We start from the raw sequence: 12,572 nt of genomic DNA on the forward strand, positions 1-12,572 counted from the left end.
ACCCGCACACCCTCCTCGAGCGCCTGCGGCGAAGCAGTGCTCGACGGTGACGGTTGAAACGACGAGGTTTCCGCAGATGACGGGGATGGAGTAGGGAAAGGCGCCGTGTCCGTGCATGCCGCTAGCGTGAAGATGAGGCTGAGAGCGGCTGCGCCGATCCAGATCAATCGCGATTCCGGCGTCATGTCTCACAACTTTCTGCGTCTCTCAAGCGACGCTCTCAGCATCTCCACACCCTCGTGTTTGAATCTCATTCGAGACTATAGGATCACTACTGATACCTGTACACGAGGGGGGCTTCGATGACAGACACGCCGACGACCCGCGTCAACCCGTTCCATCGCGTTCGCACCGGAGAGCTGACAGACACCGACGTCGACCAGCTGCGCGGTGAAGAGTTCGAGGGGCCGGCATCGCCGGAGCACGCGCCACCGGTGGTGCGTACCGGTGACCCAGACCATCCGGTCGAGCGCGTCACACCGGGCGCCCTGGTCTATGTCCTGGGCCTCCACGGCGGCGCGGGCGTTTCGACGGTTGCCGGGTTGATCCGGGAGCAAGCATCTGACCTGCCGGGAGAGGCCGCTCGAGAGCTGCGAATCGCGTGGCCGAGATCGTCTCTCCCCGGAATGCCGATCAACGTGGTCGCCGTAGCCCGGACGCACCACCGCGGCCTCCAGGCAGCGGAGCGATTCGCCCGCGCCTGGGCGGCGGGCACTCTACCCGGTGGCCGCCTGCTCGGTATCGTCCTCGTCGACGACGGCCCTCAGCTCGCGAAAGCGCAGCTGAAATCGATCGAGCGCATCGGCCGAATGACGCCGCACGGCTGGCGGATCCCTTGGGCTGAGGGATGGCGCCTGGCGGAGTCCTCCCTCAAGGGATCATCACCCCGCGTCCGGTGGGCGATCAGCCGCATCCGCAAGCTTGCCCAGACTCCATTCACGGAAGGAAAGAAATGAACACTCTGATTGAGGTCGCAACCGCGACCACGGGCGTCCTGCCCAACCCAGAGCCCGAACAGCCTCCAGGCACAGAGGGCGTGTCCACCCTGATCAACTGGCTCGCGTGGGGCGCACTCATCCTCGGCCTCGCCGGGTTCCTCTGCAGCGCCGGATACCTCGCATTCGCCGCGTTCACGGGCCGCGAGATCCAGGGCTTCAAGGGCCTCGTCATCGCGCTCATCGTGTGTGTCCTCGTCGGCGCTGCCGGCGGGATCATCGCCACATTCACCGGCTGATCGGAGATAAATCATGAGCGACGAGAACAGCGACAACAGCCGCGGCCTGGTCAAGTTCAACGCGTGGTGGCTGGCGGCAGCGATCTTGGTACTCGCTGTCGTCGCCGCTCTCGTGCTGGTGCTCGTCTTCGGAGAGAGGAACGCACCAGAGGACGGGAACTCTCCCTCGAGCGCGCCCTCGGCGCCCTCCTCGCAGCCGACCGGTGATGAGTCGCAGCCGCCGTCGGACGGGGCCACCTGCGACCTCTCGACAGGCTCGGGCATCCCAACGGAAGGGCCGGATGCCGAGTGGGTCAATCGGGGCTTCCTGCTCGTGCCGGAATCGTCGACGTTTGGCCCGGTGAAGTCTGAGGAGACTCTCTGGGGGTGCTTCGCTCACTCCCCAACCGGAGCACTCTTTGGTGCTGCCAATTTCATGGGTGGGTTGCAGGGGAGCACCGACGCTGCCTCGTTCGAGGCGTTCGTCGAGGCATCTGCAGTCGACAACGAGGGTCGGGCCAACTTCATCGAGGAGCAAGTCGAGAGCTTCGGTGTACCGAAGGAGCCGGGTCGTACAGGTCAGATCTCGGGCTTCCGTTTCGAAAGTGTGGAACCGGATGAGGTCGTTATTCGTATTGGCCTAACTCAGAGCGCAGGCGCCGACGATGTGACCGCGTTCGTGTCCTTCGCGATGGTCTGGGACTCTTCGACATCGACATGGCTGGTCGATGTCGAACGTGTCCCGTTCAGCCCATCGGTCGGTGATCTCGTCGGCTTCACGGCTTGGAATGCCGCGTAATGATTGTTTCCATCGCGACAACCCCAGACGACGAAGGCTGCGACGGCTTCGATCCACTGTGCTGGGCGGGGGAGGGGATCGGGAATGCGGCCAATAGCGCCTTCACCGACTTCGTGAGGGACATCTGGAAGCTGCTGATCGACTTCCTCGGATGGATCAACTCGTTCTGGGTCGGCATCCCCTCCGCGGATGTGACCGCCCCGTCAATCGGGCAGATCAACAGTTGGATGGGTTGGTACACGGCCGCGATCGCGGTGATCGGACTGCTTCTGGGCCTGGGACGCATGGCGATCCAGAACGACTTCAAGGCTGGCCTCCCCTCGATCAAAATGCTCGTGAACCTGATCCTGGTCACGGGCGTTTACGCGGTCGCGTTCGCCGGTCTCATGACCGCGGGCGACAAGTTCGCACCGTGGATCATCCAGAAAGCAACGGGGGAGGATCTGAGCCTGTCGGGGATGCTCTCACTCTCAGAGATGATGCTCATCTACCCTGGCGGCGGGTTGTTCCTGGCAGTCATCGGGCTGCTGGGCGCGCTCGTGAATGTGCTGTTCATGGTCGTGCAGGGCGCTCTCGCGTCGGTGATGTTCGCGCTGCTGCCGCCTGTCGCAGCGGGTAGTGGAACGGAGATGGGTTCGAACGCGTTCCGCCAGTTGCAGGGCTGGCTTCTGGCGGTGATCTTGTTCAAGCCCGTGGCGGCGATCATCTACGCCTTCGGCATGATGCAGATGAAGAACCCGCCCGTGATCGACGGCCTCGACGACATCGGGAAGTCGATCTACAACGCGAGTGTCGCGATGGTCATCCTCGGCATGGCAGCGCTGGCGCTTCCTGCGCTGATCAAGTTCCTCGTGCCCGTGGCGGCCGCTGCAACGTCCAACGCATTCTCGGGCGGCGCAGCCGTCGCCGGGGTCGCAGCGGCGGGCTCTGCAGTCGTCATGGTCGGGGCAGTGGCCGCGACCGGTGGGGCGGCTGCTCCAGCCGCTGGTGCCGCTGTCGGGGCGGGTGGAGCTGGAGCTGCTGCCGGCGGTGCCTCGACTGCGGCAGCCGGTGGCGTAGCGGCCGGGGGTGGTGCGGCCGCGGGAGGCGGTGCCGGTGCGGCGACCGCAACGGAGGCCGGCACGTCGGCCGCCGCGTCACAGTCGGCGGGCCCGGGTGGCGCTTCGACGGCGGGCGGGGACAGTGGAGGGGCTCAGACCTCGAGCGGCGGCGGTAGTTCCGCCGGATGGAACGCTGCCGGATCCGCGATGAACACTGCCGGCAGCTCGGCATCGAAGAGCAGTGACGGAATCGACGAACAGGGGTCCGACGATGAGTAGCAATGACACCACGATGGTGGAGCACGGCAATATCGTCATGCCCGCCAAGCTCGGCATCGGCGGGCTCGGTGCGGGTATCACGTTCGGGTCGATTCCGTTCGCTCTCGTGCTCATCGGGTGCATCGTGCGGGGGTGGTGGCTTGCTGCCGGGATCATCACGGTTCTCGGCATCGCTGCCGCCGTGGTGACCGTTGTGACGGTCAAGGAGGGCCGCAATTGGTACCGCCGCGCGGCGAACCGCATGGCGTTCCGGAGGGCGGAGCGACGGGGCGACACCCTCCTGGTCGCGGGACCGGCGGGACGCACGCCCGACGGCACCTTCCGTCTGCCGGGCCTGCTGAGTGCGTCAAAGCTCAGCGAGCACACCGACAGCTACGGAAACCCGTTCGGAATGATCTGGGTTCCCTCGGCCAAGCACTACACCGTGGTGATCGAGTGCTTCCCCGATGGGGATTCTCTCGTTGACCAGGACCGGGTCAATCGGCAAGTGGCGCACTGGGGCGGGTGGCTTGCACAGCTGGGCGTGGAGGATGCGGTTGTGGGCGCCTCGGTGACTGTCGATAGCGCTCCTGACTCCGGTCTTCGCCTGCGGCGCATGGTCGCGGAAAACGTCTCTCCCCACGGCAGCGACTTCTCCACTGCCGTGGTCGGCGGGCTCGCAGACAAGATCTCTGGTGGTGCGCCTCAGCTGAGCACGCGGCTGGCTCTGACCTTCAGTGGCGCGGGCATCGATTCGAGCGGTCCCGATCGGGGCGTGCAGGAGATGGCGGATGAGATCGGAAACCGACTCCCCGTCCTTCTGGCCTCTTTGGGGATGACCGGTGCCGGAAACGCTGTGCAGGCGTGCAACGCGCAAGACATCGTTGATTTCACCCGTGTTGCCTATGACCCGACGGTGGCCGCCCGTGTGGAGCAGGCCCGCCAGGAGGGCGGGACGGGCCTCACCTGGGAGGAGGCGGGCCCGGCGTTCGCTGAGGCGAAGTACGACCGGTACTACCACGACCGTGGCGTGTCGAAGTCGTGGACCATGTACGAGGGGCCGCGGTCGAAGTTCTACGCGACGGCGCTGCGCCGGGCGTTCGAGCCGACGAAGGGCGTCCTCCGCAAGCGGGTGACGATCCTGTACCGTCCGATCCCGGCCGGGGATGCCCCGGATGTGATTGAGGCGGAGATCAACAACGCGCAGTTCAACTCGTCGACAAAGCAGCGGGCGACGGCGCGGCAGAAGAACCGGATCCGGTTCGCGAACAAAGCGGCCGAAGAGGAAGCTGCCGGTGCTGGGCTCACCCGGTTCGGCATGATCATCACCACGACGTGCCGAACGAATGACGAGTTCCCCCGGCTGGAGAAGGTCATCCCGTCGCTGACGAACCAGGCGCGGCTCAAGATCCGTGAGGCGCTCGGCAACGAGGACGTCGCGTTCCTCGCGGGCTTGCCCCTGGGTGTGGTGCTTCCGGAGCACATGACATTGCCCGATCAGATTAGGGACTGGCTGTGATGACGATGGCGCGAGCACAGAGGCGACAGGACGCCGTCCCGGGGGAGCTGCGGCTGACCGCGCGGGAAGCGCAGCGGCTGGAGAAGAAGATGCGGCCCCCGGCCGTCACCCCGTTGCAACGGTGGCTGCAGTTCCTCGACCGGACGCGGACGCAGCGGCGCCGCGCGCTGGGTAGGGCTGGTCGGCGCGGGTGGCGCACGAGTGGCACCGGCCGGATGCCGTGGATTGAGCCGCTGCCGGAGGCTCAGGGGACCACGGTCCAGGTGTGCGGCCTGTGGCCGTTCATCGCTGGGTCCAGCGATCTTCCCGTGGGCGTCCCGCTTGGGAAGAACTTGCTGAAAGGCACCGTCGTGTGTGCGGACCCGATCAGCTGGTTTCTCGCCAATCTGATCAATCAGCCCTCGTGCTTCGTTCTCGGCCGCCCGGCTCTTGGAAAGTCGACTCTAGTGCGGCGGATCGTGACCGTCCTCGAGGCGTGGGGGCACATCCCGATGGTGCTCAGCGACACGAAGCCGGACTATGTTGACCTGATCGACGCGCAAGGTGGTCAGGTGTTCCATCTGGGACCTGGCCAGGCGACCATCAATATCCTCGATTTCAGCGAGCTGCTGCGCGAGCTTGCGAAGATCCCCGACGACGCCGTGCGCGGCGATGCGCCTCGGAGGGAAGCGATCGACGCCATGAAGCGGCGGCGGTCCACTCTCGTCACCGGCCTGTTGGAGCTTGGCCGGGATGCTCGGATCAGCGAGAAAGAGCGCTCCTTGGTCGTAGAGGGCCTGCGCATCCTCGATGAAGAGTTCGACATCGAGAAAGAGGGCCGGCAGCCGCGCATCAGCGACCTGGCGCGGCTGGTTCGCGATCGGCACCCGCGTCTCGCGGCAATCGCCCAGGACCGCGGCGATGCGGAACGGTATGCGGAGCGCACGGAGCTGCTGGTCGACGGTCTCATTGCGTTGACGGCCTCCGGTGTATACGGGTCGATCTTCGACGGAGACAGCACCGTGCAGATCGAGGCCGGTCGACCGGTCGTGTTCGATCTGTCATCGATCGATGACGGCGACCTGACGCTCCAGGCCGCGGTGCAGGCCGTGACCTGGTCGTTCGGTTCCGCGGTCGTCGACGCAGAGAAGTACCTCGCGGATGCGAAGCTGCGCCCTCGCCGGCACTACTTCCTTGTCATGGATGAGCTGTGGCGCATGCTGCGCGCCAGCTCCGCCATGGTGTTCTTCGTCGACGCGCTCACCCGTCTGAACCGTGCGCGCGGTATCGCTCAGGCGATGATCACCCACACGATGGATGACCTCAAGCTGTCGTCAGATGAGCTGACGACAATCGCGTGGGGCTTCGTTTCCCGGTCCGCGATGGTGTTCATCGGCGGGCTCGCGCAGTCTGAGATGGGCAACCTCGAACAGGTGTTCGCGATGTCGGCGCGGGAGAAGGCGATGATCATGGACTGGAGCGCGGACGGCTCACTGAACCCGCACACGGGCCAGCAGGCGATCCCGCCCGGTCGCGGGAAGTTCCTACTCAAGATCGGCAAGAAGCCAGGTACCCCGTTCGAGTTGGAACTCACGCCCGCAGAGATGGACGTGAACAACACGAACCGAGCCTGGACGGATGCCGCCGAGCGGTTCCGTCAGAACGCGGTTCGCGTCACCGAGACGCTGGAGGAGGCCGCCTGATGCGCCCGAATCGGCGCGCACAGCCACTCGGGGCCGACACCGGGTGGATTGCGCTTGGCGCCTTGGTCGCCGTCGTGATGTTCGTCAGCATGCTCGGCTGGCTGGCGGCACTCACCAACCCCGGCGTCGACGAGCTCAACCGACGCGATCCGTTCACCGTCCTCCGCGCCGTGCTCACGGGTCAGCTGCCGCCAGCGCCCTTACAGGTGATGATCTTCGTCGGTGGTCTCCTCGTTCTGGGGGTCGCCATTGCTGCGATCGCGACCCTGGCGCTGCGGCGCCGGTCCGCCGGTTCCCGCGTCGACCACAAGGCGTCATCGATGGGGCAGATCCGCGAGCTGGAGGAGATGACGCAGAAGAAGGTCGCGGAGGACACCGCCCGCCTCGGCGCCGGCGGCGCCGCGGACGGCGTGCCTCTCGGTCGGCACGTTCCCTCCGGCAGGATGCTGTTCAGCACCTGGGAGTGGGTGCAGATCTGGCTCATGGGCCCCCGCGCGGGCAAGACGAGCTGCGTGTGCGTGCCCCAGATCCTCGAGACCAGCGGTCCGGTACTCGGCACCACCAACAAGCGAGACCTGGTCGACCTGACCCGCGGGCCCCGCTCCGAGATCGGCCGTATCTGGATCCACGACGTGCAGGACATCATCGGCGCAGAGCCGACCTGGTGGTGGAACCCGCTGTCGTTCGTGACGAACTTCGAGCGTGCCGAGAAACTCGTCGACGTGTTCGTGTCCTCCGCGATGGCTGCGGATGCCAAGGAGGATGCGTACTTCGGTCCCGCCGGCCGCGAGACGCTCGCGCGGCTGTTCCTCACCGCCGCGGTGACCGGTCGCCCGATCACCGACGTCTACCTGTGGGCGATGGATCCCAGCGGCAAAGATCCGGAGATCGGAGATCCTTCGGTGCTCCTGGTCGAGGACGACTACACCCAGGCGATGGGACTTGCGAAAACCCAGACGCTCACGGAGAAGCAGCGTGACGGCATTTACGGCACCATGCGGACCATCTGTGGCGTGCTCGCGAACAAGAAGGTGCTCCCGTGGATTACCGACACCGAGGGGCGGCCGCACTTCGACCCGTACAAGTTCGTCACCTCTAGCGACACCGTCTACGCGATTTCTCGCGAGGGCGGCGGCAGCGCCCGGGCGATCACCGCAGCGCTGACGATGGCGGTCCTCACGGCCGCAGAAGAGGTCGGTTCCCGGATGCCTGGTGGCCGTCTCGCCACCCCGCTGATGGCCGTTCTCGATGAAGCCGCGAACGTGTGCCGGTGGCGAGACTTGCCCGACGTGTACTCGCACTACGGCAGCCGCGGCATCATCATCTCGACGTTCTTCCAATCCTGGCAGCAGGGCGTGGAAGCATTCGGCGTGAACGGCATGGACAAGCTCTGGGGTGCCTCGAACATCCGCGCTTCGGGCAGCGGCCTCGCAGACGATAAATTCCTGCCGCACCTGTCGCAGCTGATCGGTGACCACGACGTCGTCCACCGCACCAGCACCCAGCAGCGCGGCGGCCGGTCGACGACGACCAGCATCAGCCGTGAGCGGATCTTCGACGTGTCGGAGCTCGCAGCGATGCCGCGCGGCCGCGCGGTGATGATCCCCTCCACACAGCCGGCGACGCTGTTCGCGCTCGAACACTGGTCGGCAAAGCCCTACGGCGAGAAAGTCGCCGCGAGCCGCGCATATTACGAAGCGCAAGCCGTCCAGAGCGGGCATCTCAAGGAGCCATCGAATGTCTGACTACGACGACGAAACCCAGGATGAGCCCGAGGCCGAGACGTACTACCCGAACGTGTACATGTGGGTCGAACACTGGCTACTGCCCCACTGGAAACGGGATGTCACGCAAGCCCGGTGGGATCCCCGCTGGTGGGAGTACACCGAGGTCCTGAGCCGATTCGAGGCCCTGTGGCGGGCCTGGGAGTTCCTGCGCCTGGAAGGCCCCACGGGCATGGCGGTGTTCTTCCGCGACTACCTCGACACCGCGATGCCGCTCATCACCGCCACCGATGGCCCTTTCTGGCGGATCGAGAAGGTGTCCCGGGAGCGGACGCTGCCGGAGCAGTGGCCGAGCGAGCTGCCACCACCGGAAGAAATGACCGACCTGGTCTGACCACGTTCCCGGGAGTAATCGGAAGAGATGGAGGACGGAATGAGCGGCACCAGTCCCCACCAGCGAAAGGAACAGAATGACCCGACCGCCGAAGACACCCATCTCACTGCCCCCGCTAATACGATGCCCCCGGAACTGCTCAGTTACCTAGCCGGCGTGGTCACGGCCACAGTCGGCGTGGGGGTCGTTGGCCTGTTGCGGCGCACCCGTCGAGCTGCACGAGCCCGCACACGCGAGCAGCAGCGTCAACAAGCCGCCAGAGCCCGGTACGACCGCCACGAGGCACAGAAGGCCCGCGTGTGGTTCATCCCGACAGAGACACCCGAGGACGATTCATGAGCCACCTCGGCAGCCGCCGTGGATGCTCCCGTTTTCGGTGAGCCGATACACGGAAGAGGAATCTGCAGGCGATGTCGCGTGTACGCCACGTCGACCAGTGGACCGCCACGATGCAATCGGGCCTGATCTAGCTCTTTGGTCGGCATTGCCCGGCGTCCGGAACCGACTATGGAACTGATCGTGAATCACGTCCCTGAGGGCGTTCCGGCTCGTCGCTCCTACCGCGGCGGATAGTTGCTCGGTTTCGCGTGGAGTCCGCTGCCGGCTTGGGGATGAGACCGTACGTCAGTAGTCCCACTCTTTCCACTCAGATGCGTCGATGGGCGGCGGTTCGGCTTGCATGCGATCTATCTGTTCTTCCGTGCGGTCGATGATCTGGATGCGAACGGGGACGTGGGGTGTCACGAGCAGGCTGACCGTTCCGTGGCCAATGGTTCTAAAGTCCACGAAGTCGGAGCCGTCACGTGCTGCCGAGACGATGGCCCTCTTCGTCTCTGACAGGTTCTGGTCGGGATCCAGCAGGAACGTCTGGCCGTCAAAGCTCACTTTGGTGATGTTCATGAGGTGCGCCTTCCGCCGCTTGGTGAACGCGGCAATCTGACGATTCGGGTGTGAAGAGAGTACGCCGCAGGGGGCGAGATAGGTCGGGGTAATCCGGACTCACAGGACTCTCCCCGGGGGCACCGAACCGGCCGGCCGTGGTCAGAGGCTTGTCGTGTGCCTCGAGAGGCTGTGGAGTGGTACCTGGAGTGTCGTATCGTCGTCAACCCTGTGTTTAAGCCGGCGCCCGGGGGCCGAGCATGGAGTTGCGAAGCACATCTCGTATGCAGACAAGACCGTGTTCTTGAGTGATGACGCCGCCGATCTTCTCGTGGAGTATGCGGCGCTGCTAGGGCAGGAGCGTTCCGCTGATGCTGTGCGGCTGCGTGCGATCGGTCAGGACGGTAACGAGGTCGAGGTAGATTTCGTGTTGAATCCGGCCACGAACCTCGCCTCCGAATCGACGAACTCCTCCGTGCAACCGCCGTCGAACAAGGAAGCGATCGCGTATCTGCGAGCCAAGATCGACGCCATCCGCAACCCGCCCGAGATGGAATCGGAAGATGCCCCCAGCCACAGTGACGAGGACTCTCTCTAGGACGCTTGTCCGAGATCCCGCCCACACTTTCAGCTCTACCGCAACGGGGGTCAGGGCGGAGCCCAACGTCTGCGAGAGTGCAAGCACCACGTCAGCGATCAGCTTGTTCGCGGCTGTGACCAAGTGTCGTGGCGATCGGAGGATGTCCGCATGGGCCAGTTCGTGTACGAGGGTAAGACCAAAGCCGAGATCGAAGACCGAGCGCTCACCCACCTCCAGCTGGTGATCACTGCGAAACTAAGACGCGGAGAGCCGTTCCCCTTCTCCTGGAAAGAAGATGCCAGCCTCGGCAACGGTAAGACCGCGGTGTGGATGCATCCTCGAACCGCCATGGCGTTCAACTACCGGGGCAGTCGTCAGCCCTCGATCAACCGGCATTGGATCGAGGCCCTCGCCTTCACAGCGAACGCACCCAGCGGTCTCTACCTGGTTCGGGAACCAGACACGTCCGCACCCAATGACGACAAGGGCCCGCTCGCTCCTGTCTGAAGCGTGCGCTCCACCAAGGGACCACAATCACTGTCGCTTGAGCGCGCATCACCGCGCGAGGATGTCGTAAAGAGCAGCAGCACAGTCCCAGCGCCGACGACGAAGATCACGGCGCTGAGCACGATCAGGAACTCATCCATCCCGTCCCCCTCCCTGCATGGACTTGGGCGGCTGGCGGTCCGCTGCGAAGAAGCCATCCGAGCGGCCGCCAACCTAAAAGGGTCTGCTCGAAAGCCCGCAACGTTGCGACCTTCCGACCCACAACCGAATGTAGACACCCTCCGCGCGATCCCCTGCAGGTATTGACAGGAACAGATCACGCCACTAGGCCGTGCCAGCGTCGGCGCCGGTTTGACCTAGTCGGTGGGTGAATCCAGCATTTCGTCGACGAGCTGGATCCCGCCGCTTGAGTTAGCGGTGTGCATGAGTTGCTCGATCCACTTCACGTTGAGGGGTGGGGACTCTGGCTCGTCGAAGGTGAACCGCAACGGGATTGAAGGGTGTACCCAGATCGTCGACCGCCCACCAGGCTCGTCGTCAGTGTGACGCCAAGAGAGCGTGAAGCTCTCATTGCGGCGGAGCTTTGTCGCGACGACAACCTTGATGTGGGCGAGGGCACGGTCCTCGATGTGAAGCTGGCTTGTCCCGTCGTACTGGATGTATCCCATAGTCGAAGAGTAGACGCGGCGGCCGGATAGAGCGACGAGGCGGTCGTCGCACTTGCCCTTCGAGGGGGCGCCCGTTGAGCATCGGCAAGGCCGACGCCCGCTCCGGGGGTCATCAGACCGGTGCACAGCGTCGCTGAGCACCAGCGGGTGCACGTTTCGACCTTCGGTCATACCGCCGCTAACGCCTTCCCGAACCGGCATTCGATGGTCGGCTTGCCTCCGGTCAAAGACGGGCTCGGGGCGAGCGCCTGCCCGGTCGCGATTGTGTGGCCTCGTGCTCAGTCGAGTTGGCGCAAGCTGCACCAGGAAGCCCGTGGTTGAGCGTTAGTCCAGGCCGTACGTCGACCCGTCTCCCATCTCCACGGGGCCACCTGTGGGAGCCTCAACTCCGCGAGTGAGCCCGCGTATGCGAAGATTCAGATCTTCATCTTCCAACTCGGGCCCGTGTCCCTCCACGGGTCTCACCACGATTTGGCTTGCCGGGCCGATGAGAAACTTCGCCACGACGACCTTTCCGTTCATTTCAGCTTGCTCGTCACGCCACACGTCCCTGTTCGCATCCACGTCATCGACCGCACCGAAGCGGAGATCGATCGGCTACACGCAGCCCCGCCGCCGATGGACTCCTCGGGATGGGCAGACTGGGAGTTCTAGGCCACGGCAGGTGCGCCCGCCAGAAGCGCCACGACCGGGTCCTTTCAGTCCGCTCAGCGGGCGCGGGGGAGTCGGAGATTAGCCTCGAGAGTCGGGCTTCTTTGTCCGACGCAGCGCGGACACCAGGAGAGCAACCGCGGCGAACCATGGTCCGACGACGATGATCGGATCGAGCCAGGTGTGCTTCTGATCTAAACGTCCGCGCCCGAAGCGCGACGCGATGGGATGGTGCTTCGGCTCGGAGAGTACTCCGGTCTGCGTTACCGGGTTGTCGGGGCGGCGGGTGAACAGCGAACGAATGTGGGCGCCGGCGGATTCGACCCGGTCGCCGAGGACGAGGATCAGCCATCGGGTGTTCTTCGTCTCGCTGAGCCGGTCGTACGCGAACCGGCGGATCCGACCCGAGATCCCGTGGAGTGGTTGCGCGGTGCCGTAGACGGGCGGCAACGTCGCGTGTTCGATGGACCTTTCCCGGTGCGGGTCGTCTGCCTGCCGATCGGGGAACGCCCAGTGGGCGCCGGTGGGTTCGAGGTCGTCGCGCTGCTGCCAGGTGCGGCGATATTCCGGGGCGCTATCGGAACCCCAACCGGGGATCCTCTCAGCGAGCTGCTCCGTCGTCGGTGCGAGGTCGGGTTTCGCCGCTTCGTAGGGCATG

The 12,572-nt window shown here is 65.0% G+C and carries 13 protein-coding genes; 10 read left to right on the forward strand and 3 right to left on the reverse strand.

Features of this window, described 5'->3' with window-relative positions; all coding sequences use genetic code 11:
- The first annotated feature begins 302 nt into the window (after positions 1–302).
- From QFZ21_RS20535 to QFZ21_RS20570, 8 genes are all read left to right on the forward strand, one after another.
- On the forward strand, positions 303–956 hold the full coding sequence (locus QFZ21_RS20535; RefSeq protein WP_307381490.1) for a DUF6668 family protein: 654 nt from the start codon (positions 303–305) through the stop codon (positions 954–956).
- On the forward strand, positions 953–1,234 hold the full coding sequence (locus QFZ21_RS20540; RefSeq protein WP_307381494.1) for a hypothetical protein: 282 nt from the start codon (positions 953–955) through the stop codon (positions 1,232–1,234). Before QFZ21_RS20535 ends, QFZ21_RS20540 begins: the two co-directional genes overlap by 4 nt.
- Before the next feature lie 13 nt (positions 1,235–1,247).
- A complete protein-coding gene (locus tag QFZ21_RS20545; protein WP_307381495.1) occupies positions 1,248–2,012 on the forward strand; it encodes a hypothetical protein in 765 nt (254 codons plus the stop codon).
- Between the two features lie 113 nt (positions 2,013–2,125).
- Positions 2,126–3,331 carry a hypothetical protein gene (locus QFZ21_RS20550; protein WP_307381498.1) on the forward strand — a complete coding sequence of 402 codons (1,206 nt, stop codon included), beginning with the start codon at positions 2,126–2,128 and terminating at the stop codon, positions 3,329–3,331.
- Between the two features lie 13 nt (positions 3,332–3,344).
- Positions 3,345–4,829, forward strand: coding sequence for an SCO6880 family protein (locus QFZ21_RS20555; protein ID WP_307381500.1), 1,485 nt, complete (start codon positions 3,345–3,347; stop codon positions 4,827–4,829).
- A 458-nt stretch (positions 4,830–5,287) separates the two neighbouring features.
- Positions 5,288–6,511 carry an ATP/GTP-binding protein gene (locus QFZ21_RS20560; RefSeq protein ID WP_307381503.1) on the forward strand — a complete coding sequence of 408 codons (1,224 nt, stop codon included), beginning with the start codon at positions 5,288–5,290 and terminating at the stop codon, positions 6,509–6,511.
- Positions 6,511–8,256, forward strand: a complete 1,746-nt coding sequence (locus QFZ21_RS20565; protein ID WP_307381506.1) for a type IV secretory system conjugative DNA transfer family protein — start codon at positions 6,511–6,513, stop codon at positions 8,254–8,256. The genes QFZ21_RS20560 and QFZ21_RS20565 overlap by 1 nt, the downstream gene beginning before the upstream one ends.
- Positions 8,249–8,629: a DUF4913 domain-containing protein gene (locus QFZ21_RS20570; RefSeq protein WP_307381508.1), complete on the forward strand. Its 381-nt coding sequence runs from the start codon at positions 8,249–8,251 to the stop codon at positions 8,627–8,629. The genes QFZ21_RS20565 and QFZ21_RS20570 overlap by 8 nt, the downstream gene beginning before the upstream one ends.
- A gap of 624 nt (positions 8,630–9,253) precedes the next feature.
- On the opposite strand, the gene QFZ21_RS20575 is transcribed toward QFZ21_RS20570, so the two are convergent.
- Positions 9,254–9,529: a hypothetical protein gene (locus QFZ21_RS20575; protein WP_307381510.1), complete on the reverse strand. Its 276-nt coding sequence runs from the start codon at positions 9,527–9,529 to the stop codon at positions 9,254–9,256.
- Between the two features lie 283 nt (positions 9,530–9,812).
- Here QFZ21_RS20575 and QFZ21_RS20580 point away from each other — a divergent pair, with 283 nt between their 5' ends.
- Both QFZ21_RS20580 and QFZ21_RS20585 read left to right on the forward strand, forming a co-directional pair.
- Positions 9,813–10,106, forward strand: a complete 294-nt coding sequence (locus QFZ21_RS20580; RefSeq protein ID WP_307381512.1) for a hypothetical protein — start codon at positions 9,813–9,815, stop codon at positions 10,104–10,106.
- A 150-nt stretch (positions 10,107–10,256) separates the two neighbouring features.
- Positions 10,257–10,595, forward strand: coding sequence for an ATP-dependent DNA ligase (locus QFZ21_RS20585; RefSeq protein ID WP_307381515.1), 339 nt, complete (start codon positions 10,257–10,259; stop codon positions 10,593–10,595).
- Between the two features lie 356 nt (positions 10,596–10,951).
- Here the strand turns inward: QFZ21_RS20585 and QFZ21_RS20590 are convergent, their stop codons facing one another.
- Together QFZ21_RS20590 and QFZ21_RS20595 are read right to left on the reverse strand one after the other, a co-directional pair.
- Positions 10,952–11,263 carry a hypothetical protein gene (locus tag QFZ21_RS20590; protein ID WP_307381516.1) on the reverse strand — a complete coding sequence of 104 codons (312 nt, stop codon included), beginning with the start codon at positions 11,261–11,263 and terminating at the stop codon, positions 10,952–10,954.
- A gap of 732 nt (positions 11,264–11,995) precedes the next feature.
- Complete coding sequence (locus QFZ21_RS20595; protein WP_307381519.1) at positions 11,996–12,571, reverse strand: hypothetical protein; 576 nt, start codon at positions 12,569–12,571, stop codon at positions 11,996–11,998.
- Between the last annotated feature and the right edge of the window lies 1 nt (position 12,572).

Origin of the sequence: Microbacterium sp. W4I20 (genome assembly GCF_030816505.1) — a bacterium.
Lineage (GTDB): Bacteria > Actinomycetota > Actinomycetes > Actinomycetales > Microbacteriaceae > Microbacterium.

What these genes read in the sequence shown, in the direction of transcription:
- QFZ21_RS20540 (WP_307381494.1), top strand. Translation starts at nt 953, where the DNA reads ATGAACACTCTGATTGAGGTCGCAACCGCGACCACGGGCGTCCTGCCC.
- QFZ21_RS20590 (WP_307381516.1), bottom strand. Translation starts at nt 11,263, where the DNA reads ATGGGATACATCCAGTACGACGGGACAAGCCAGCTTCACATCGAGGAC.
- QFZ21_RS20595 (WP_307381519.1), bottom strand. Translation starts at nt 12,571, where the DNA reads ATGCCCTACGAAGCGGCGAAACCCGACCTCGCACCGACGACGGAGCAG.
- QFZ21_RS20570 (WP_307381508.1), top strand. Translation starts at nt 8,249, where the DNA reads ATGTCTGACTACGACGACGAAACCCAGGATGAGCCCGAGGCCGAGACG.
- QFZ21_RS20575 (WP_307381510.1), bottom strand. Translation starts at nt 9,529, where the DNA reads ATGAACATCACCAAAGTGAGCTTTGACGGCCAGACGTTCCTGCTGGAT.
- QFZ21_RS20555 (WP_307381500.1), top strand. Translation starts at nt 3,345, where the DNA reads ATGGTGGAGCACGGCAATATCGTCATGCCCGCCAAGCTCGGCATCGGC.
- QFZ21_RS20535 (WP_307381490.1), top strand. Translation starts at nt 303, where the DNA reads ATGACAGACACGCCGACGACCCGCGTCAACCCGTTCCATCGCGTTCGC.
- QFZ21_RS20545 (WP_307381495.1), top strand. Translation starts at nt 1,248, where the DNA reads ATGAGCGACGAGAACAGCGACAACAGCCGCGGCCTGGTCAAGTTCAAC.
- QFZ21_RS20565 (WP_307381506.1), top strand. Translation starts at nt 6,511, where the DNA reads ATGCGCCCGAATCGGCGCGCACAGCCACTCGGGGCCGACACCGGGTGG.
- QFZ21_RS20585 (WP_307381515.1), top strand. Translation starts at nt 10,257, where the DNA reads ATGGGCCAGTTCGTGTACGAGGGTAAGACCAAAGCCGAGATCGAAGAC.